This window comes from Bacillus sp. V2I10, from assembly GCF_030817055.1.
Taxonomy (GTDB): domain Bacteria; phylum Bacillota; class Bacilli; order Bacillales; family Bacillaceae; genus Bacillus_P.
In genome coordinates this window covers 2,120,806-2,143,417 of sequence record NZ_JAUSYV010000001.1, presented here as the reverse complement: position 1 = coordinate 2,143,417, position 22,612 = coordinate 2,120,806, and the positions used below count along the sequence as shown (strand labels likewise).

19 protein-coding genes are annotated in these 22,612 nt (G+C 41.3%); all 19 read right to left on the bottom strand.

Features of this window, described 5'->3' with window-relative positions:
* Nucleotides 1-285: 285 nt before the first annotated feature.
* Nucleotides 286-3,969: an alpha-amylase family glycosyl hydrolase gene (locus QFZ72_RS10875; RefSeq protein ID WP_307432985.1), complete on the bottom strand. Its 3,684-nt coding sequence runs from the start codon at nt 3,967-3,969 to the stop codon at nt 286-288.
* A 181-nt stretch (nt 3,970-4,150) separates the two neighbouring features.
* Nucleotides 4,151-4,690 (bottom strand): ReoY family proteolytic degradation factor, encoded by a 540-nt coding sequence (locus QFZ72_RS10870; protein WP_223436262.1) that lies wholly within the window; start codon nt 4,688-4,690, stop codon nt 4,151-4,153.
* 81 nt (nt 4,691-4,771) lie between these two features.
* Nucleotides 4,772-6,040, bottom strand: a complete 1,269-nt coding sequence (locus QFZ72_RS10865; RefSeq protein ID WP_307432981.1) for a tetratricopeptide repeat protein — start codon at nt 6,038-6,040, stop codon at nt 4,772-4,774.
* 24 nt (nt 6,041-6,064) lie between these two features.
* A complete protein-coding gene (locus QFZ72_RS10860) occupies nt 6,065-6,958 on the bottom strand; it encodes a hypothetical protein (RefSeq protein WP_307432978.1) in 894 nt (297 codons plus the stop codon).
* A 234-nt stretch (nt 6,959-7,192) separates the two neighbouring features.
* A complete protein-coding gene (gene aroA, locus QFZ72_RS10855) occupies nt 7,193-8,521 on the bottom strand; it encodes a 3-phosphoshikimate 1-carboxyvinyltransferase (RefSeq protein WP_307432976.1) in 1,329 nt (442 codons plus the stop codon).
* Nucleotides 8,522-8,534: 13 nt separating this feature from the next.
* The gene (locus tag QFZ72_RS10850; protein WP_307432973.1) at nt 8,535-9,647 is read right to left on the bottom strand and encodes a prephenate dehydrogenase; all 1,113 of its coding nucleotides are present in this window, start codon (nt 9,645-9,647) and stop codon (nt 8,535-8,537) included.
* A 214-nt stretch (nt 9,648-9,861) separates the two neighbouring features.
* Nucleotides 9,862-10,944 (bottom strand): histidinol-phosphate transaminase, encoded by a 1,083-nt coding sequence (gene hisC, locus QFZ72_RS10845; RefSeq protein ID WP_307432971.1) that lies wholly within the window; start codon nt 10,942-10,944, stop codon nt 9,862-9,864.
* A gap of 55 nt (nt 10,945-10,999) precedes the next feature.
* Nucleotides 11,000-11,818, bottom strand: coding sequence for a tryptophan synthase subunit alpha (trpA, locus tag QFZ72_RS10840; protein ID WP_307432969.1), 819 nt, complete (start codon nt 11,816-11,818; stop codon nt 11,000-11,002).
* The gene (gene trpB, locus QFZ72_RS10835; RefSeq protein WP_307432966.1) at nt 11,781-13,010 is read right to left on the bottom strand and encodes a tryptophan synthase subunit beta; all 1,230 of its coding nucleotides are present in this window, start codon (nt 13,008-13,010) and stop codon (nt 11,781-11,783) included. The genes trpA and trpB overlap by 38 nt, the downstream gene beginning before the upstream one ends.
* Nucleotides 12,991-13,647, bottom strand: a complete 657-nt coding sequence (locus QFZ72_RS10830) for a phosphoribosylanthranilate isomerase (protein WP_307432964.1) — start codon at nt 13,645-13,647, stop codon at nt 12,991-12,993. Before QFZ72_RS10830 ends, trpB begins: the two co-directional genes overlap by 20 nt.
* A complete protein-coding gene (gene trpC / locus QFZ72_RS10825) occupies nt 13,640-14,401 on the bottom strand; it encodes an indole-3-glycerol phosphate synthase TrpC (protein WP_307432960.1) in 762 nt (253 codons plus the stop codon). Before trpC ends, QFZ72_RS10830 begins: the two co-directional genes overlap by 8 nt.
* Entirely contained in the window at nt 14,391-15,410 is a 1,020-nt protein-coding gene (trpD, locus tag QFZ72_RS10820; RefSeq protein WP_307432958.1) for an anthranilate phosphoribosyltransferase, read from the bottom strand. The genes trpC and trpD overlap by 11 nt, the downstream gene beginning before the upstream one ends.
* On the bottom strand, nt 15,407-16,927 hold the full coding sequence (gene trpE / locus QFZ72_RS10815; RefSeq protein WP_307432955.1) for an anthranilate synthase component I: 1,521 nt from the start codon (nt 16,925-16,927) through the stop codon (nt 15,407-15,409). The genes trpD and trpE overlap by 4 nt, the downstream gene beginning before the upstream one ends.
* A 386-nt stretch (nt 16,928-17,313) precedes the next feature.
* Nucleotides 17,314-17,682 carry a chorismate mutase gene (gene aroH, locus QFZ72_RS10810; protein ID WP_307432952.1) on the bottom strand — a complete coding sequence of 123 codons (369 nt, stop codon included), beginning with the start codon at nt 17,680-17,682 and terminating at the stop codon, nt 17,314-17,316.
* Nucleotides 17,679-18,767 carry a 3-dehydroquinate synthase gene (aroB, locus tag QFZ72_RS10805; RefSeq protein ID WP_307432950.1) on the bottom strand — a complete coding sequence of 363 codons (1,089 nt, stop codon included), beginning with the start codon at nt 18,765-18,767 and terminating at the stop codon, nt 17,679-17,681. Before aroB ends, aroH begins: the two co-directional genes overlap by 4 nt.
* The gene (aroC, locus tag QFZ72_RS10800; RefSeq protein ID WP_307432947.1) at nt 18,767-19,939 is read right to left on the bottom strand and encodes a chorismate synthase; all 1,173 of its coding nucleotides are present in this window, start codon (nt 19,937-19,939) and stop codon (nt 18,767-18,769) included. Before aroC ends, aroB begins: the two co-directional genes overlap by 1 nt.
* Nucleotides 19,940-20,014: 75 nt before the next feature.
* Nucleotides 20,015-20,788, bottom strand: coding sequence for a CheR family methyltransferase (locus tag QFZ72_RS10795; RefSeq protein WP_307432944.1), 774 nt, complete (start codon nt 20,786-20,788; stop codon nt 20,015-20,017).
* A gap of 175 nt (nt 20,789-20,963) precedes the next feature.
* Nucleotides 20,964-21,410 (bottom strand): nucleoside-diphosphate kinase, encoded by a 447-nt coding sequence (ndk, locus tag QFZ72_RS10790; protein ID WP_307432940.1) that lies wholly within the window; start codon nt 21,408-21,410, stop codon nt 20,964-20,966.
* Nucleotides 21,411-21,511: 101 nt separating this feature from the next.
* The gene (gene hepT, locus QFZ72_RS10785) at nt 21,512-22,474 is read right to left on the bottom strand and encodes a heptaprenyl diphosphate synthase component II (RefSeq protein WP_307432938.1); all 963 of its coding nucleotides are present in this window, start codon (nt 22,472-22,474) and stop codon (nt 21,512-21,514) included.
* Between the last annotated feature and the right edge of the window lie 138 nt (nt 22,475-22,612).

The following is a 22,612-nucleotide window of genomic DNA, read 5'->3' as shown; positions in this document are numbered from 1 at the left end:
TATGTGTTTGTTAATAAGGTTTTGAAATTGAGGGAGATATTGAAGCTATTGTGAAGAAACTTTTGTTCCAAAATCAGTCTTATTAATATGTTATTTCTGCTTCCCTAAATTTCTTATCGGATGCTGATTATTAAATGATTCTGAGCATGGTATGTTTACTCATTATGTTCTCCTAAAGTTTTATTGTTTTTATTATTTTTTCTCTTTCTTCTTTTCTTAAACACATTATACCGGTTTCTTCCATAAAAAATAAAAGCCCCTTCATAGATAGAAGGGGCTTTATTTTTAAGTTTTTTGGTATTTTTTTCGAAACAAAATCGTTCCCAATATCAGCAAGACAGCTCCTATCACCATGTAAGTATAGGTATTTGTCGAAGTCGCAGGAAGCTGATTGTTTTCATTCATAGAATCTGTTTCACCTGTTGGTTTACTTTCTGAGAGATGTTCATTGGATTTATTTGGACCCTGAACTGTTCCGTTTTCTTCATCAATGTCACTCGGACCCGGAGGATTTTCTCCTTCTGCCGGAGGCTCATTCCTTTCATTTTCAACTGATAAAATGAATGTACCTCCAAGCTCCCGATCCACTAAGTCAACCGTTACTTGCTGTTCACTGGAAACCTTGTATTTTTTACCGCTGTATAAATCAATAACCTTAGCAGCTTTTTCAAATGGCACATCAATTGTTATCTGCTGATCTTCTTCTGTCGTGTTTAATCCGATAACCAGAGATTGATCTTTGTATTCTCTTTTGAAGACAAGGAATCCATCTTCATTGCTGCCTGCTACTTTTGTCCGATCTCCTTTTGCAAAAATGCTCGAATAGTCTTTACGGATGTTTAATAGCTTCTGGTAGTGAGTTAACAGATCGTTATTTTCCGTATTGTCCCAGTCAAGATTGTATCGATTTTCATTAAATTCGCCTTTATCCATGTCGCCAGCGTGTTTTCCAGTTTGCCCAAGCTCTTCTCCGTAATAAATAACCGGCTGTCCTTTGGCTGTTATTTGAAGAGCAGCAGCAATTTTCTGCTTGCTTTTATCTCCGCCTGCGTGCGCCAGTAAGAAACCGTCTTCATCATGGCTGCTCAGGAACTGTCCCATTGTCGCCGTGTTCGAGAGCTTGGCGCCCCGCTCCTCAAGTCTTGCTTCAACAGCTTCAATCTCACCATTAATAAAATCTCTTGCTTCGTATTTAAAATTGAAATCCAGCAGAGAATCCATCTGTCCGCTGTTTAAATAGCCTCCTGTATTATCAATGCCGCCGCCATAGTACTCCCCGATCAGTTTAAAATCAGGATTTACTTTAGTCAGTTCATTTTTAAATGCTTTCCATGTTGTATCTTCCACATGTTTCACAGTGTCTACCCGGAAGTAGTCAATTGCATTTCCTTTTTTGGTTTTGTGCGATGCCCACGCAGTCTGCCAGTCAATGATTTGCTCTCTTACAGCCGGATCTTCAGTAATCAGGTCCGGCAGTCCGGCAAGCTCGCCTTTTATGACATCCGTCCCTCCGCTGCGAAGCATACCTTTGAAGCGTTCACGATCTTCATCCAAAGGAAAGTTCGGGATGTTCTGTTCATTCTTGTCCGTTTCCTTTAATCCATAGCCGGTATGATTCAATACAATATCGACCATAATCTTTATATTTCGTTCATGTGCCTTATCAAGCAATTCATTCAAATCTTCCATCTCGCCAAGATGTTCATCAAGCTTTAAGAAGTCCTTTGCCCAATATCCGTGGTAACCGTATTGATTGCCGTTTTTATTATGACGAAGATCCCAATCAATATTATCCACAATCGGTGTAATCCAGATTGTATTGATGCCAAGATCATCAAGATAGTCAAGCTTTTCGGTTATTCCTTTAAAATCTCCGCCGTGATACGATTCAGGATGATTCACATCATATCCTTCATTATTGGGATCGTTATTCCCCTTGTCGCCATCATTGAACCTGTCAGTCAGCATAAAATAAATTCTTGCCTCGTCCCAGTCAAAATCTCCTTCTCCTTCGGAAACTCTTGGCTTTACTGAAATCGCTGCTGTTGTTGTATGTTTGTTGCCAAATTCATCAACAGCTGTAACCGGAATTTCTTTATCACCTGCAGGAACCGAACCCTTTACTGATAAAGTCACTTCTTTTAATTGAGGATCGATCTGCAAGGCATCAGGTCCTCCAATAGATGAAACATCAGCATACATATCTGAAAAAAGGATTTTCTCCTGATCAGATTTTATATCCAAACTCAAGACGGCATTCTGATTGGAAGTCACTTCTTTTGGAGTTACAGCTGCTTTCATCTTTACTTTTGGAATAACGTAGTCGATATATGATTTTTCATAATATGGATCTGTTACTTCTTTCGTTGTTCCGCCCATTGTGACAAGATACTTGTATTCGTACTTACCCTCTTTTGGCAGATCAAATGTATATAAGAAATATTCATTTTTCTCATCATATTTCATGTCAAATTGCTTGTCGTCAATTTTTATTTTTACATGATCAATATCAGACATCGCATTGTTTTCGAATAGCTCCTGATCGCGATAGAAGAATGTTGCTTTCCCTTCCGATAGGACAGGACCCTTTATCGCTGGAATTGTGTGAAACTCGCCCTTTCCGCTTTCGACAAACACTTTTGTCAGCCGCTGTGAAGGATCTGTTTCAATATATCTGTCTTGATCATATGGATCCTTTACAGCCCAGTCCTGACCTTTTCTAATGACAAATCCTATGTTCGATGCCTCCGCTCCTATTTCAAACTTTGAAACGGCACCTTTATCAGTCTCTTCAGTAAACAGCTTTTCGCCATCTTCAAGTCCCGTTTGCCAAGTCCATATATTCCAGCCGTCATAATCGGCATCCTCTCTGGAATACGTAAACTGTACATACCTTTTAACCAGACTGTTCATCTCACTTGTTTTAAAAGAAAGAGAGAGATCCTGCTCTAATGCTGTTCCTGATTTTTCTCCGGTGATGGATTGCTTTGGAACAGTCAGTGTATAGTTTTGCGCTTTTTGCAGAATCTCAGGAACTATTTTCAGCTGGTTTGCATCCGCAGTAATTTCTGACTTTACAGCCTGTCCACCATTTTCTATAAGGGAAATGCTATTCGGCTGCTCCAGTTTTATAGACTCATTGAACGTCAGGATAATTGGTGAAGTTGTTTTAACATCCACAGCTCCATCAGCAGGTGCTGCTGAAGTAAGTTCAAGCTGTTTTGCATCGATGATTCCTTTAATGGTATATTCAGCGCTATAGACAGATTGCTTATTAGAATAATCTTTTTCATTCCATGATCCTGCAGTAGTATTTCCGCTGGTCTCAGGGCTTACATCAAATGCACCATGTTCAGCAGCAGTATTTCCGCTTAATACGGCAATTGCTTTTAGTGCATCATTATTTTCAAGCCCCAGTTCACTTAATGGGATTCTTCCTTCAAATCCCTTCGTGCGGTCAGAAGCGAACTGTGCACCTTTGATATTTTCCCAAGTGGAAAGTCTGGGATGATTAAAATCATCTGCACTGTATAACGCAGCTCCCGCTATTTCACGATCATTCTTTATTCTTGAAACGATATGAAACTGAGGTTTTGCATCCGTACCTCCAAAATGGAATGGTCCTCCCCATGGATTTCCTTCCACATTTGAATCTTCGTTATTTACGTTTAATGCCAGATTCATGTACATGCCATTGTCGCCCCAATTTGGGATATTTTTAGCATCGACCCAGTAATAGAGAAACTGGCTGTTATTTTTCAGATGGACATCTCCGAGATGAAATCCTTCATATCCCGGGTTTGCAGATGATGCAAGCGGTTCTATTCCTTTCCAGTCATCATTGTTTCCATCAACCGTTATTACATTCTGTTCAGCAGCGGCAAACGCCTGCCAAGAACTCATTACACAACTGGCCAGAAGCAGAATAATTAACAGAATTGATGTCCATTTCCTTCTCATTCTCCTCATCCCATTTCCTCCTTTTGCTGTAGGCGAAATCGGTTGCACTATTTAGTTGCTTTCATAAATGTAAGCGAATACAATTACCAATGATATTTTGTCACGTTTCGACCGATAAATCAATTGAAAATTCTGAATAAAAGATTTATTTTCTTCCAAAAAAAGAACCTCATCTAATGGAGGTTCTTCCTTATTTCAAACATTTCAGTTTTTCAGTCAAGCTTTCAAATGCTTCTTTATCCTGGCGGTCAAGTGCATCATCAATCATTTGAAGTAATTTTTCTTTTTGGAACGTTTGAATCGATTGCTCTAAAATGCGTTCAGCTACTACACGGTCTTTTTCATTAATGTTGAGATGTTTCGGCATAAATGGATTGGCTTCAAGCACTGCTGCATAATTCGGCGATTGATAGGCCGAGCGGAAGTTGAGCTGAATGAACAGATCCTCGTCTTTATTTAACCGAATGTCATGGAAGGATTTTTCTGCATCCGTTGTCATGACATTTTCTTTGTAAAAACGAAATGGCACTTCCTCTACGCAGTGGGTTGACATGATAATCCCGCGCGGACAATATTGGGCCTGCTCAACGAAATGCACTTTTTCCATCAGCGTGTCGTGACTCATTAAGTAATTCAAAATCCAAACACATTCCCGTCTTTTCAACTGATAATGATTTAAAAACCACCTGATAAAATCCTTCTTCTCAATGACAGATACAGGGGCCATCATATGCATTTCCCTCCTCTGCTAACTGTAGATTCTTATTCTTAAAGTTCAACAGATCCTAGGTGAAATCCTTCCGATTGGACGTTAAAAATCATTTTCTAATTGTATCAAAATCTCTTCGATTTCGACATTCGCCGGATCATGCTTTAATGCCTCGCGGAACATTTCCCTGGCGGCGGCGCGATTTCCGTCCTCTAACAGGTAATAACCGTACTCTGTAAGAAATTCTGGTTCTTCCTTGAAGAAATTATATGCTCTCTGGTAATGGTTTAATGCATCCGAATATTGCTCTGTTTCATGAAAAGCTCGTGCTAATTTGCGGTCATATTCAGGATCTTCCTCGCCGTACCTCATCACTTCTTTCAGACAGTCAATAACCTCTTCATATTTTTGCTCCTGCAAATAAATATTTGTCAGTGTAATCGTTGCTTCGACATGCCCTGGATCAATGGCAATGGCTTGCTGAAGCAAGGCTGATGCTTCGTTTGGCTCATTATTTTTTAAAGCGATTTTCCCTCCGTAAACATAAAGCTCTTTATTATACTCATCTACCTTCAACCCGTCTTTTACTGTTTCAAGACTTTCCTTCAGCATGCCTTCTTCTTCATATGCTTTTGCTAAATATAAATAAAGAGATGTATATTCATGATCGAGTTCTTTTAATTTTAAAAACTGATCAATTGCTGTCTTAGGATAATTTGCCTGAAGTGCTGTAAATCCATAACCGAACAACGTGTGCAAATCTACTTGTTGATCGACTGCTTTTTCATAGTACGGAAGAGCTTCTTCAAATTCACCTGAAGCACTGATCGATTCTGCAAGCCTTTGATAGACATTGACTCCGGTTATAACTGTATGCTCTTTTAATACATCTTTAAAATAGGGTATGGCTTTGTGATAATGCCCCTGATGAAAATAAAGTTCACCGAGAGCAAAGTCGATCACAGGTTCATTCGGCACCATTTTTTTGGCAGACAGCAGCTTTTGTTCACTTACTTCATTTAATCCCTGCATTTGATACAAATCAGCAGAAAGGATCAAAGCCTGAACATAAGCGGGATCTGTTTCAGGGATTGTACCCAGCAGTTCAATTGCTTTTTCTTCTTCGTCCATATCTATATAGACTTCTGCTAAAAATACCGTAACCTCAGATTCTTCCGGGTACAATAAATGCATGTCTTCCATTATATTCAGCGCATGCTCTGTATTGCCCCATTGGTAGTATTTTTCCGCAAGCAGAAATTTTTCTTCATCATGCAGAGTCTTCTCAAGTCCTGAAAGTTTTTTTAGGCCTTCTTCAGCTTGTCCTGACTCAACTAATTCTATTGCTTCAATTAGTGAATTTTTCAACATGTAACGCCCTTTCCAAGGAAATCCTTATGGGACAGCATTTACAGCAAACCTGCCCGACATGGAGAATTCACAAAACTCTCCAAATCCAGGCCTTATGCAAACTTTTTCATCTACTTTGATCAGCTGTCCCTTATGAATCGTAAATTTAGGAATATGATTATGATACCCGCTAGCGGACATTTCTTCAACTGAATTGAATCCATTTCGCACATAGAGGTTATAATCAACTTCGCCGCCGATCCTGATATCTCCTTTTTCAGGGTAAATCCCGATTTTCATTAAAAGTGATTTTTCAAGCGGTTCATGTTCTGTGGGACAGTCTGGTTCTGCGGACATTCGGTGTCTATCCATCAATGCAGCGAACTGTTTTCTCCTTTTATCTGAATGTTTTCCTGTCCATTGAGGCAGGAATGTCATCGGGAATCCGTATATGCAGCCGCGGATCCATTCCCATGGAAAATCAGCGATTGAATCTTCTGGATGTATCTCTAAAATGAGCAGTGGAATTTTATTTTTTTTGCAGCTAATGAGCAATGATGGGGTCAATCTTTTCAGCGGAACTTTTACACCGATGCAGTAATCGATTGGAGAATTGATCATCATTTGTTTCTTTTTGCGAATGGCTTCGGGGAGATCCCGTTCATATTCTATCTGGGCAATGGCTATTACAGTGGTACAGCCTTTTACGATCAGTTTTTCTGTGAAAGTTCGTTTTATTTCTGAAAAAGAACCTCCAATAGAAAAATCAAGCATCACATGTCCTGATGTTAACAGATAGTCCGCAGCATTCATTTTCATGCAAGTCATCCGCTGCAGCGAAGGACTCATGTAATCAATTTTGTTGTTTCGAATTAGAATCGAGGTCTTAACGATTGCGCCATTTTTTAAAACATTTGCATCTTCGATAAGATAGGCCAACGCCTTTCATCCCTCCCTTACAACTTTCTTAAGACAAGCTATGAAGGGAAGGCGAAGGATATGACAATTATTGAAAAAACCTGCAGGAAAACTTTTATCCTGCAGGCATTTTCGTGAGTGAAGCAGAAAGTTTTAAAGTTTGCTAATTAGTGTCTGGCTCCACCGCCCAACTCCTCGGCCAGAACAAATCCGGCAAATAAGTCAAACCTGGACCTTTTTCCGGATTCTTAACTGTCATGCCTGACCTAGACGGGCGCTTCCGCTTTTCTTATCAGAGAGCTGGTTTAAGTGTTCAAAAAACTGCGGATAGGATACATTGATTGCTTCATGACCTGACAATGAAACCTCTCCTTCTGATATAAGAGCCGCAACTGCAAGCATCATACCGATTCTATGATCACCATGGCTTGATACCGACGCTGACGTTCTTAAGGCCTGCCTGCCCCGGATAATCATGCCGTCATCTGTCGGCTCAATATCTGCTCCAAGCTTCTTAAGCTCCTGTACAACCGTATCAATGCGGTTTGTTTCTTTCACCTTTAGCTCACTTGCATCTTTAATGATTGTCTCCCCTTCAGCTTGAGTGGCAAGCAATGCAATAACGGGAATTTCATCGATCAATCGCGGAATCAGTTCTCCTGAAATCACTGTTCCTTTTAATTCCGACGCTGAAATCGTTAAATCCGCCACCGGCTCATGGGCTTGAGATCCTTTCTCTTCAATCGTTAAATCCGCACCCATTTTATTAAGAACTTCAATAATCCCAGTTCTGGTCGGATTAATCCCTACATTTTTCAGCGTAATGGTACTGCCTGGAACAATTGCACCTGCTACTAAGAAAAAGGCTGCAGAAGAAATATCACCGGGAACCTGAATGGATGCAGCCTTAAGAGACTGACCGCCAATAATTTCTGCCGATAGATCATTTTCCTTCACTTCAACACCGAAAGCTCTAAGCATTCTTTCCGTATGATCTCTTGATTTATGAGGTTCTGTTACTCTCGTTTTTTCATTTTTTGCCTGAAGCCCTGCAAGCAGAATAGCTGACTTTACTTGAGCGCTAGCTACAGGTGATACATAGTCTAATCCTTTAAGTGTGCCTCCGCGAATGGAAATAGGCGTGTAATTGCCGTTTTGTCTGCCATCAATAGATGCACCCATTTCTCTTAGAGGATCAGTGACACGTGTCATCGGCCTTTTAGCAATTGATTCATCGCCGATGATGCAGGCATGGAATGGCCGTCCTGCTAAAATGCCCAGCATTAGACGGGTAGTCGTACCTGAATTGCCTACATCCAATAATTCTTCAGGTTCCCTGAGGGAATCAATTCCTTTCCCGGAGACTTTCACCTTCGCTCCGTCCTGTTCTATTTCAACGCCCATTTGTCTGAAGCAGGCAATAGTGGATAAGCAGTCTGCTCCAGCAAGGAAGTTTTCAATAACTGTCTCACCATTTGCAAGAGCTCCGAACATGACCGCTCTATGCGAAATGGATTTATCACCGGGAATGGCAATTTCACCGCTTAAAGTCTCTGCTCTTCGCAATTTCTTTTCATTTGACATGCTGATCACCTCATTAACTGAAAAATGTTTTGTAGTCTGTATATTTCTCGATGCATTTTTGAGCCCGTTCACGGTCGACATCCGTCTGAAAGCTTAATCTCAGCACACCATAAATCTCTTCGCGTGTTTCGATAATCCGAATGTTCGTAATGCTGATTTCCTCCATTGCAAGGTAACCTGTAATTTCAGAAATGACCCCGGGATAATCCGGAACGTCCACATATAAATCGTAAAAAGAAGGAATCGCGCCTTTCTCTCTCTCCGGCAGGCCATCTCTAAAATCCTTAGCTTCCTGAAAATATGAAAATAATGCATCTCCGTCAAGTTCATCCACAAGCTCTCTGACACGGTCCATTTCGTATTGCCAGTCATCAAACAAAGCAAGCAGCTTCTCTTTATTATGAAGAAGTATATCTCTCCACATTGCAGGGCTGCTTGATGCAATCCTTGTGATATCCCTGAATCCGCCGGCTGCCAGACGTTTTATGACAGGATGATTGTCTTCAAATCTTCCGGCCTGGTGAACAAGGCTCGCTGCGACGATATGCGGAAAATGACTGATGATGCCAGTAACCTCGTCATGTTCAGCTGGAGTCATTTCAACAAAATGAGCCTTTGTTCCTTTAAGAACGTGCTGAAGGATGCCAAGCGATTCTTTGGAGGTATGCTCCATTGGTGTCAGGATATAAAAGGCATTTTCAAAAAGGTGGGCTTTTGCCGCAATAACCCCTGATTTATGTGATCCTGCCATCGGATGTCCGCCGATAAACTGCACATTGCCCCCGAAAACAGAAGCTGCGTGCTTGCTGATTTTTTGTTTTGTGCTGCCTACATCCGTAATAATGACACTTTCTTTTAATGAAAGTGAACTTAATGCGGAGATAATAGACAAAGTCTGTTCGACCGGTGTAGCAAGAATAATTAAATCGGCTGTCTCTATGCCATCGAATTGATCTTCGGCTATTTCATCTATTACGGTCAGAGTCTTTGCGATATCAGCCTGGCTTTGATTAATATCATATCCGACAATCGTTATGGCAGAAAACTCCTGCTTTATTGCAAGGGCGATAGAACCGCCTATTAACCCTAATCCCACGAGATGTATTTTTTCGATCTGCTGTTCCATTTCTTATCACCTTCAGCTGCAGTATGTATAGGAAAAGCGGAATCGCCTTTTCAGCTCAGGCATGACAGATAAGAATCCGGCAGAAAAGTCCGGGTTTGATGACTTTTTTGAAGGATTTGTTCTGGCCGAGAAGCTGGGCGATATAGATATAAAAGGATAAAACTTTATATTTCCTATAGTTATAAGAAAGAGGTGATTAAGATCACCTCTTCTTTTATGAAATCAATTCTGTTAAAATCTGCAGAATCTCTTCGTTTTGTTCTTTCGTTCCGATCGTGATGCGGATAGACGTCGGAAATCCGAGTGCTTTTCCGGAACGGACGATATAGCCTTTTTCAAGGAGCGCCTGAAATACTTCATCAGCATCACGGTTAAAATCAATCAGAATAAAGTTTCCTTCTGAAGGATAGTAGGATAGACCGTGTTCTTTGCTGAATTGATAAAATTGTTCCAGACCCTGTTTATTTTTTTCTGCACATTGTTTAATGAACTCCTGGTCACTTAAAGCATGCAGAGCTGCAGTTTGCCCTAAACGGTTCGTATTAAAAGGCTCTCTTGCAGGTTCGATGCTTTTGATTAACTCCTTGTTCGCAATTCCATATCCGACGCGGAGTGCTGCAAGACCGTATGCTTTTGAGAATGTGCGCAGAATCATGACGTTTTTATATTCTTTGATTAATGGCAGTGTTTCTGGAAAATCAGAGGCTGTCACATATTCATAGTAAGCTTCATCCAGAATAACCAGCACATGCTCAGGAACCTTATTCATAAAGGCATGCAAAGACTGCTCGTTAATATAAGTGCCTGTAGGATTGTTAGGTGAACAGAGCCAAATGACCTTTGTTTGTTCATCAATTGCTGCAAGCATGGAGTCAAGATCGTGATTTCCATTAATCAGCGGAATTTCCTTAATATCTGCGTCTTCGATGACAGCATTGTGGCGGTATTGAGGAAATGTCGGTGTTGCCATCACTGTGTTTGTCCCTTTTTTCAAAAATGCCCGGCAAATGATCTGAACAATTTCATCGGATCCATTTCCAAAAATAATTTCGTTTTCCTCTACTTTTAAAAAACGTGCCAGCGTTTCACGGAGCAATGCACTGTAGCCGTCTGGGTACATAGCAAGCTGATTCAGTTCATCCTGAATCGCTTTTTTCGCACGTTCTGAGCTTCCGTATGGGTTTTCGTTAGAAGCGAGCTTCACAATGTGAGTTAAGTTATACTCTTTTTTTACTTCTTCAATTGGTTTTCCCGGCTGATACGGTTTTAAGTTTGTAAGCTGATCTTTAATTTGCATGAATGGACACCTCTTCTGTTATAAAAGCGAAAACTTTTTTCGCTTACTGCTCATTTCATCCTGTTCTTACTTTAGCATCTGAAACAAATGAGCCGGCTTTTTCTTCAAACTCAAGAAGCGCAGCATCCAGTGAGTCAGCCTCTTTCAATTTTGAAGATAACCTCTCTATTTCTTCTATTAATGCGCTCCCAACCACAACTCCATCACATATCTTCGTCAGTTCTTTTACATGTTCCCTTGATGAAACACCAAAACCGACAACGACAGGGACTGAAGCTTCTTGGTTTACCTCACTCAGAAAATCGAAAATGCGCTGATCAAACGTCTTTCTCGAACCTGTTACACCTAATGATGAAACACAGTATAGAAAGCCTTCTGCACTTGATACAATTTTCTTGAGCCGCTGAACAGAAGTAGGGGCAACCATTGAAATAAACGTGACTCTATGCTGCTTGCAGGACTCTCTTAAGTCCCCGCTCTCCTCAAAAGGAAGATCTGGAATCAGCAGTCCGTCTATTGTGTTTTTCTCCGCTAAAGCAAAGAAGGATTCTTTTCCTAATTGTAACACAGGATTATAATACGTAAAAAGAATTATTGGAATAGTTAGACCTCTTTCGCGCATGGATGGTACCAGTTCCATGGCTTTTACGATATTCATTCCCTCTGACAGCGCTCTTAGTGAAGCCCTTTGGATGACTGGCCCGTCCGCAAGGGGATCCGAATATGGGATGCCGAGTTCAATAGCTGCAGCTCCTGCCTTCTGAAGAGTGAGAGCAAGCCCGATTGTAGCTTCGCCATTCGGGTCGCCTGCTGTAATAAATGGGATAAATAATTTCTTATTTTGCTCCAGCTGCTTCTGCAAGTATTCCTGCATTCTTATCGCTCCCTTCAAGTGAATCCATTAGTGTATGAACATCTTTGTCTCCCCGTCCTGATAGACAGATGAGCAGCGTTTCGTCCGAATCCATTTCCTCGGCAAGCTGGAATGCTTTTGCGAGAGCATGAGCAGTTTCAATAGCCGCAAGAATACCTTCTTCCTTAGCTAAGCAGGTTAACGCTTCTAATGCCTCATCGTCTGTTACACTCTCATATTTCACGCGGCCGGTGTCTGCAAGGTGCGCATGCTCAGGTCCTATTCCAGGGTAATCAAGCCCTGCAGATATAGAATATGGTTCAATAATCTGTCCGTACTGATCCTGCAAAAGGTACGTGAGTGAACCATGAATAACCCCTTTTGTACCCTTAGTGATTGTTGCAGCATGGAGAGGTGTATCAACGCCTTTACCGGCAGCTTCTACTCCTACAAGGTCAACATCTTCTTCAATGAAGGCTGCAAACATGCCAATCGCATTGCTTCCTCCGCCGACACATGCAACCACTTTATCAGGAAGGCAGTCCATTCGTTCAGCCAGCTGCTGCTTTGCCTCATCTCCTATTACTCTTTGAAACTCTCTGACCATTTGCGGATAGGGATGAGGTCCGACTACTGAACCAATCATATAGAAATGATCCTCGCAATGCTGAACCCAGTATCTTATCGCCTCGTTTGTAGCATCCTTCAGTGTTTTATTGCCGCTGTGAACAGGAATGACTTCTGCCCCGAGCAGTTTCATCCGAAAGACATTGAGCTGCTGTCTCATGACATCTTCTTCACCCATAAAGACTTTGCATTCCAGTCCAAACTTTGCTGCAACCGTTGCTGCCGCAACACCGTGCTGGCCTGCACCTGTCTCTGCGATGATCTTTGTTTTCCCCATTTTCTGTGCAAGCAGGGCTTGCCCAATTGCATTATTGATTTTGTGGGCGCCAGTATGGTTAAGATCCTCGCGTTTCAAGAAAATTTTTGCTCCGCCAAGTTTTTTCGTCACGTTTTCGGCATACGTCAATGTTGTAGGCCTTCCGGAATATTCAATTAGAAGACGGTGGTATTCATTCATAAATGCAGGATCTGCCACCGCTTCTGCAAATGCCTCTTGTAGCTCCTCAAGCGGCTGCATTAACGTTTCAGGTACATACTTTCCTCCAAAATCTCCGAATCTGCCAAATTCATCTGGAAACTGATACATGGTGATTCACCCTTTCTTCTAGCCTTGTCAATAAGGTCTCATCTTTTTTTCCGTTTTGTTCAATCCCGCTAGAAATATCGATTCCCGGCGGATGAAGCCCGAGCAGCTGATGAATATTGTCAGGGGCAATGCCTCCTGCAATGAAGAGCGTTTTGTTCAATTTCTGAGCTGTCTGTATATAACATGGAACATTTGACCAATCAAACGTCTTTCCTGTTCCTCCGAAAGCACCATTGACTTTAGAATCAATCACAAAGCCATCCGCCGCATCTGCATATATTTTCATATCAGACAGAGTTCCCTCATAATGAGGCAATGCCTTCCATACTCTCCGATTAAAATGATGCTTGATTTCAGCTACTTCGCTGACTGTCTCAGAGCCATGACATTGAATGACATCAATTGGGAGCTTTTTCATTATATCTTCTATTTCATTCAAGCTGGCATTTACAAAAATCGCAACTAACTGTTTATCCTTTATATCAACTGAATCAAGCCATTCTTTTACCTGATGGGCTTGCACCCTGCGCTTACTTTCGGCAAAGATAAGCCCGAGATAGTCTGCATTTGACTCGCTTGTCATCTTTAAATCTTCCAAAGAACGATTTCCGCAAAGCTTAATTAAAGGTCTATTCATTTTCTTCTCCGTACAGGGCTTTGATGGCAGATGTTTGATCATTCTCCCGCATGAGTGATTCTCCGACTAAAATGGCATTAGCGCCTTCTTGCTGAACAGTCTTAACATCTTCAAATGTAAAAATCCCGCTTTCACTTACAAGCAGTGTATCTTTCGGAACGGATCTGCTTATCGTCATTATTTGATGGATATCAGTCTTAAAGGTTGAAAGATTTCTATTATTCACACCAAGTATTTCTGGGGTGAACTCAGGCAGAAGCTTTTCCAGGACTGCCAGAGAATGCACTTCCACTAAAACAGCCATGCCCAGCTCATATGCATGCAAATACAGTTCGTGCAGCTCTCTTGCTGCAAGTGCCTCTCCTATTAAGAGGATGGCATCTGCTCCTATATTCTTGGATTCCTCTACTTGCTTGTGATCAATAATGAAATCCTTTCTTAAAACAGGGAGACTGACTTCTTTCTTAATTTCAGCTATAAAATCACGATGGCCCTGAAAAAAGCTTTCATCCGTTAAAACAGAGAGACAATCGGCTTTTCCAGCTTCATATGCTTTTGCAATTTCCACCGGATGAAAGTTTTCTTTAATGACCCCTTTAGAGGGAGATGCCTTCTTTACTTCTGCAATTAAAGCAGGTTTTCGGTTTGATTGCTTCAAGGCATTGTAAAATGACCGTTCAGAAACGTTTTTTCTTTCAGGAATAGTAAGCGAAAGGACTTCTTCCCGTTTCTTTTCAAGAATTTTAGTAAGCATATTGCTCCTCCTTCTTACTTTGAAGACGGGCGAGCTGACGATAGGCTGTGCCATTTTCGATTGCGTCCGCCGCTTTTTTCACTCCATCAGCCAATGAATCAGTCTTGCCTGCTACATATAAAGCAGCACCAGCATTCAGTGCAACAATGTCCGCTGCTGCCCCTTCGCGTTTCCCCTCGAACACATCGAGAATCAGTTTTGCGCTTTCCGCAGGACTCTCAACCTGGATATCTTTTAATTCGCCACGCTCAAGACCCATCTCTTCAGGGGTTATTTCATAACGGTCAATCTTGCCTTTTTTCAGTTCAACAATATCTGTTACACCTGTAATGCTGCATTCGTCAAGGCCATCTCTCCCGGTTACAAGAAGAACATGCTCTGAGCCAAGTTCGCGAAGGGCATAGGCTATTTTCTCTGCATACTCTGTAGAAAACACCCCCATCACTTGGCGCTTCGTATTAGCAGGATTTGCTAATGGACCAAGTAGATTAAAGACCGTTCTAAAGCCAATTTCCTGTCTTGGACTTACGGCGTGCTTCATTGAAGAATGATAGATTGGCGCGAACAGAAAACTCATATCATAAGCCTGCAGAGCGAGCTTCGCTTCATCCGGTGTTGTTTGAATGGAGATTCCAAGCTGTTCAAGCACATCTGCACTGCCGCTTTTGGATGAGATTGCACGATTGCCGTGTTTTGCTACTTTTGCTCCGAGAGAAGATGCAAGAATGGCTGATGCAGTCGAGATATTAAATGTCGATGCCCCATCTCCCCCTGTACCGCACGTATCAATCAGATCCTCTGCATAATCAATGCGGGTCATATGCTGTTTCATTGCTTTTGCAAAACCGACAAGCTCGTCAACCGTTTCGCCGCGGAATCTTAATATGGAAATAAAACTAGCAATTTGGCTGGAAGTGGCTTTTCCCTCCATTACCTGATTCATGGCAGCCGTTGCTTCTTCTTCTGTCAGCGTGTGGCCTTCAATGCATTTGCTGAGTAATGTTTTCATTTTTGGGCCTCCTCCTTTTTGCCAAACACTTTTTCCGCAAGTTCAATCGTTTTGATTAAGGCACTTGCTTTATTTCTAGTCTCTTTCCATTCAAGTTCTGGCTTTGAATCAGCTACTATTCCAGCTCCTGCCTGAACATAGGCTTTTCCGCCCTGCAACGCAATCGTCCTGATCGTAATACATGAATCAATATTCCCGTCAAAGCCAATATAAGCGATACACCCTGCATAAGCGTTTCTTGCTGTTGGCTCAAGCTCCTGCAGAATCTGCATGGCACGGACTTTCGGGGCACCTGATACCGTTCCTGCAGGGAAAGATGACAGCAGGGCATCAATTGGATGTGTACCGGTTTTTAATTGGCCGGTCACCTTTGAAATTAAATGCATCACGTGTGAAAATCGTCCGAGCTCCATTAACACCGGAGTTTTGACTGTCCCGTAATCTGCAACTCTCCCAATATCATTTCTTGCCAGGTCCACAAGCATATAATGCTCTGCTTTTTCCTTTTCATCGCTGCGCAGATCTTCCTCTAGCCGCAGATCCTCTTCTTCTGTCTTTCCGCGTTTTCTGGTTCCTGCAATCGGGTGGATTTCCAAGTAGCCGTCCTGCACGTAGATCAGTCTTTCCGGAGAACTGCCGATCAGCTCGGTCTCATCAAATTTAATGTAGAACATATAGGGCGAGGGATTCACAACCCTCAACATACGATATAAATCGAAGCCTTTGGCCGTAATCGGCACTTCAAATCTCTGAGAAAGAACTCCCTGAAAGATATCGCCTGCTTTGATGTATTCTTTGATTTTTTCAACTGAATTCAGAAAATCATTTTTTTCAAAATTGGAGCTTACTCCTTCGAACGATACAGATGCCTGATCCATCGGAGAGAGCATCAAATCATTGAAGTCTCTTTTTTCGGTCAATTGTGAGATCAGCTGATTGATTTTAGCTTCAGCAATCTCGTAGACTGCGCGCTTGCCTGCTTCTGATTCTTTTCCAGATAGACGTTCGTAATGAATAAAAGAGAGTGTTTTATCAATATGATCGAACGCTATCATCGTATGGCAAACGAATAATAAGCACTTTTTAAAATTCAAATCTTGATTGTCATGCTTTTGAACTCGTTCAAACATCGTGACAGAATCATATCCTAAATAGCCTACGGCTCCCCCTGCAAAAGGAATATCAAGATCTGGAAGCTTTACTTTTAAATAGCCGTCCATCCAGAGGAAGATTTCTTTCAAAGAAGATGATTCATAGATTGTTTTTCTTTGCTTGGATCTCACACAGTAACGGTCATTTTCTTCCTCAATGAACAAAAAAGGATTTAATCCAATAAATGAATAACGTGACCACGACGATTCTTCATCTTTGCTTTCTAATAAATACACCGCTTCATCTTCAAACACTTTGAAGAGCTGAATCGGGGTGAACGTATCAACTTGAAAAGACTTAATAACAGGTATTGTTTGATAGCTCATACTATCTTGTTTAAATGAGGCAAAATCGGTATGAAACATACGTACTCACTCCTCCAGCATTGTGGAGAATAAGTATTTAGGAGGTTTTAAGCGGAAACGCTGCGGTAAAAAGAAAAAACCCAAAAACAAAAAATCTGTTTTTGGGTAGTCTTAACCGTAACGGAAAATATAAAAGACCTCAGCTAAACTCATTCTCGGCTACCCTAAACTCATGCTAAACTAATTCCTTTTTGACTAAACTGATCTGACTTTCTCACTATACTCATCTAACGCACTGGAACATATTAGAAGCTCTCTTCTAATTTCTATTCTTGGGGTTTATCTTAATACACATGCTGTTTTCTGTCAACGAAATGATGTTTACTCCGAATGAACATTTATGCTCATCATAGTAAACAGATACGGTACTCATTTAAATGCTGATTTTATTCTTTACCTGTTAAATCAGGTCTTAACACAATCGCTTTCCCCTGGTAAACATGCTTTACTTCTTTTTGATTTAGGCCGGTCTGCACTGTCATCATGACCCTGATGCACTTTTCAAGACTTCCTGCTACAGGGATTTCCTGCATGCACATGACAGGGACATATTCCCACCCATCAAAGTTTCGCAGAGCTTTTGCTGGAAACACCGCATCTAAATCTCCTGTCATTGAGAGCAGGACAGATGCGACATCTTCAGGATCTACATTGTTTTTTTCAATCATTTCTAAAACCAGAGCTTCAGTTGCTTTGATGATCATAGCTTCATCATTAAGTTCAACTGTTGCAGCCCCTCTAATTGCACGAATCAAACTGATCCCTCCTGTCTCCATGTTTCTAGCAAGGATCTTAATTGATCTCTTTCGAAAGGAGAAATTTCTGGTGCTCCGATCGTTCTTAACAAAACCATCGTGATTGTCCCGGAATGCGACTTTTTATCTTTTAGCATTCTGCTGATTAACGCATCAGTAGATAAGTTTTCCGGAACTTCAACCGGAAAGCCTAATTCTTTAAACCACTTTTTGATTTTTTCATAAGGAAGATTCAAACTATAAACCCTGCCGCTGAGCCAAATCGCAAAAAGCATACCTATGGCAACACCATCACCGTGGCTGATCTTTCCATATCCTTCTTCTGCTTCAATCGCATGTCCCAGGGTATGGCCAAAGTTCAGATGAGCTCTCACACCAGTTTCCTTTTCATCTTCTTTTACGACTGCCGCTTTGACACGAATACCTTCAATAATCATATGCTGAAGTCTTTCATCAATTAGATCATCAAGAACAGAAATTTCAGCAGTCAGCCAATGATAGAAATCAGCATTTCCAATCAGTCCATGCTTAATTACTTCAGCAAAGCCAGAACGAAGCTCATGACCTGGCAATGTTGATAAAAAAGCCAGATCATAAATGACCGCACGGGGCTGATAAAACGCACCGATCATATTCTTTCCTTCTGGATGGTTAATGGCGACTTTTCCTCCGACGGCACTATCGTGTGCAAGCAGAGTAGTCGGAAGCTGAATAAATGGGATGCCTCTCATGTATGTTGCAGCAGCAAAACCAGCCAAGTCACCAATGACTCCCCCGCCGAATGCAAGAATGAGAGATTTCCGGTCAAGTCCAAGTTTAAGAGCGAATGATTGAATATCATAAAAAGATTCAAATGACTTATATTCTTCCCCGCTCGGGACAATGTAGACTTCCGTTTTGTAAGAACTCCTCATTACATTCAGCAGCTGTTCACCATACAGGCTTTGAACAGCTGAATCAGCAATAATCAGTATGCTTGTAGGCTTAATTTCACCTATCAGTTCAACAAGCTTTGTTTCAATGATATTTCTTCCTACTGAAACAGGATATGATCCGGAAGCAGTTTCAATAAGCAAATTCTTCATTAGAACTTCCTCGCATACTCGCGCATTTCCTGAACGTGCTCACGTATCGAATCCATCCGGTCTGAACCGAACTGTTCAAGAACCGCATTCGCAATTTCCCATGCCACAACTGCTTCAGCAACAACACTTGCAGCCGGGACTGCACAGCTGTCAGACCGTTCAATGCTTGCTGAAAAAGGCTCTTTCGTTTCAATATCCACACTTTGAAGCGGTTTATAAAGAGTTGGAATCGGCTTCATGACCCCTCTGACCACAATCGGCATGCCAGTAGACATTCCGCCTTCTAAACCGCCTAAACGATTTGTTTTGCGGGAGTAGCCTGTCTCTTCACTCCAAATAATTTCGTCATGTACTTCACTGCCAAATCTTCTGGCAGCTTCAAAGCCAATACCAAATTCAACACCTTTAAAAGCATTGATGCTCACGATGGCTGCTGCAATTTTCGAATCAAGCTTGCGGTCGTAATGGACGTAGCTTCCTACTCCTGCAGGCATTCCTTCTACAATGACTTCCACAACACCGCCAATAGAATCGCCGTTGCTTTTTGCATCATCAATGGCCTGCATCATTTTCACTGCAGCATTCTCATCCAGGCAGCGCACAGGTGATTCCTCTGTGACCCGCTGTAACTCTTCTATCGAAGAATACTCTGTTTTTTCAGCTTTGATGGATCCTATTTCCACTACATGACCTGCCACTTTAATGCCAAGTTCCGCCAATAATTTCTTTGCTACTGCGCCTACTGCAACTCTGACAGTTGTTTCACGCGCAGAAGATCGCTCAAGAACGTTGCGTATATCACGGTGACCATATTTGATGGCACCGTTTAAATCGGCATGTCCAGGACGCGGACGGCTGATCTGGCGTTTTATATCTTTTTCTTCGCCCTCTTCTAAAGGCTCTATACCCATAATATTCGTCCAATGTTTCCAATCATTATTTTCAACTACAAGTGCGATTGGAGAGCCGAGTGCTTTTCCATGACGGATTCCGCTTGTAATCTGAACCTCGTCCTTCTCAATCTGCATTCTTCTTCCTCTGCCATGTCCCTTTTGTCTGCGCGAAAGATCGAGGTTAATATCCTCTGCAGTAATTGACAGCCCCGCCGGCACTCCTTCAACAATAGCGGTTAACTGCGGTCCATGTGATTCTCCTGCTGTTAAGTATCTCATCTAAAGCTCTCCCTTCAGCGCACTAACGCTTTTAAGTAACACTATACCATATGTATGAAAAATTGAATAGAAAGTTTACAGCTGTATTTTCCTGTAAAAAAAAGTTCCTGCTGATTCAAGGTCGTATTGATGACTGCAGAAAATCTGTTCTGTACTCCCTATAAAAAAGATTCCCCTGTTTTTTAATGCCTTTGAAAACTTGTGATAGAGCAAATTTTTTGCATCTTCTGTAAAATAAATCAGCACATTTCGACAAACGATTAAATCAAATTCTTTTTCAAAAGGGTCTGAGAGCAGATTGTGTTTTTTAAATTGTACCGTCTCAATAATTTCTTTACTAATTTGATAGCCTGCCCCATCCTGAGCAAAAAATTTGCGTTTCATCTCTTCCGGCAGCTCAGAAAGGCTTCTTTCCGGATAAATACCAAGCTTTGCTCTCGCTATGACATTTTCGTCTAAATCTGTTGCCAGGATATTAATAGACCGCAATGGTAAATATTTTGACAGAATCATCGCTATCGTATAAGGCTCTTCACCGGTTGAACAGGCTGCACTCCATATTTTCAGCGGGCGGGATCTGTTTAGCATGGCAGGCAGCAATTCAGTCTCTAAAAGATCCCAGCGCTTTTTATTTCTATAAAACTCTGTTACGTTAATGGTTATTCTGTCCAAAAGCTCATAGAGAAGCTCCTTCTCTCTTTGTATTGCTGAATAATACTCTTTAAAATCCTTAAATCCCCTTTTCAAATAAAGAGAGGTGATTCTTCTTTTCATTTGTGCCTCTTTATAAAGGGCAAGATCTATTCCTGTTAACTTTTTAAACTCTTTCTGAAATTGCATATAATCCATCTTTCTCAACTCTCCTGCAGAAATACCTCTATGTACAGTATATCGGAAATTGATAGATTCTTGTGAGGTACGGATAAAAAAAACTGAAAACTCATAAAGATTCGCGTGAGAAGTTTTAATAGGAGGGAATATTTGGATATGAGAAAAGCCAGCATCTCTGCTGGCTTTAACCGGATTAATAAATCCAAGTATGAATATCTTTGTCGTATTCTACTAATTCTTCTTGTTTGAAGAAAAGGTTAATTTCGCGCTCTGCACTTTCAGGTGAATCGGAACCGTGGATAATGTTTTTTCCGACGAATAAACCATAGTCGCCTCTGATTGTACCCGGCAATGCTTCGGCTGGTTTTGTTTTGCCCATCATCGTGCGTGAGATCTCAATCACATTTTCCCCTTCCCAAACCATAGCGAAAACTGGTCCAGAAGTTATAAAATCAACAAGTTCCCCAAAGAATGGCTTCCCGTTGTGTTCTCCGTAATGCTGCTCTGCAAGTCCAACTGGAATTTGCATTAATTTTGCCCCAACTAAATGTAAGCCCTTACTTTCGAATCTGGAAATAATTTTCCCGATAAGCTGACGCTGAACGCCATCAGGTTTGACCATCATAAATGTTTTTTCCATCTTAATTTCTCCACCCCGCGATTGTTATGTATGGGCTTTCATGCCCCATGGAAATCGTATCATTTTTTTACTCTTTTCGCAATCGTATGGGGCGGAGGAATTTAAAATTTTCTTTTTCCAATATATTTTGCAATATTGGATAAGGCAGATCTAGCTCTATTTTTCGGCAATTGGTTTAAGATGCTGAACCCTTTCTGAAGATACATGTCACTCACTTGGATAGACCGTTCAATTGCATTTGAAGATGAGATGACATCAATAATTTCCGCCATTTCCGCTTGGGGCGTATCACTAGTTACCTTGCTGATTTTCTTTTTCAACTCGGGATTTTCCATTGCATAAAGGACGGGAAGGGTAATGTTGCCCTGGAGCAAGTCTCCGCCAACTGGCTTTCCAAGCTCTTCTTCTGTAGAGGTAAAATCGAGAATATCATCTGTAATTTGAAAGGACATTCCTACATAGTAGCCGAAAAGAAATAATTTTTTATGTATGGATTCGGGAACACCGCCGGCAATCGCTCCAAGCTGACAGCTGGCAGCAATTAATAACGCTGTTTTCCGTTTTATGCGTCTTAAATAAACACGCAGATTCTGGTCAAAATCATACTTGTCTTTTATTTGTTCTATTTCACCAAGCGAAACTTCGACAATCGTTTTTGAGAGAATCTGATGGGCCGCAATATTTTCTAAAGATGTCATAATCTCAAGAGATCTTGCAAATAAATAATCCCCTGTATACATTGCAATGCGGTTATCCCACTTTGCTTTAATTGTCGGTTTCCCGCGTCTGAGCTCGGCATCGTCAATCACATCATCATGCACCAAAGATGCCATATGAATAATTTCTAGAGCGATGGCCACTTTTTTTACTTTATCGATATCATATTCGCCAAACATGGCAGAAAGCAATACAAAAACAGGGCGGATGCGCTTTCCCCCTGCCTGAAGAAGGTGAAGCCCTGCCTCGCTTAGCAGAGGCACTGTTGAGCTTACCGTTTTTTCAAGTTCCTGTTCAATCAGATCAAGATCTGCATTTAAGAACGAATACGCCATTTTAAATTTCATTCAATTCACCTAAATACTCGCATTTTTAAAACATGGCTGTTTCATAATATTGTTGTTATTCGTGCTTGAATATGTCCGAAGTCTTCCATTATGAAGCAGACTTTCAGAATTAAAAAACAACAAAACTAAAATAAGTGC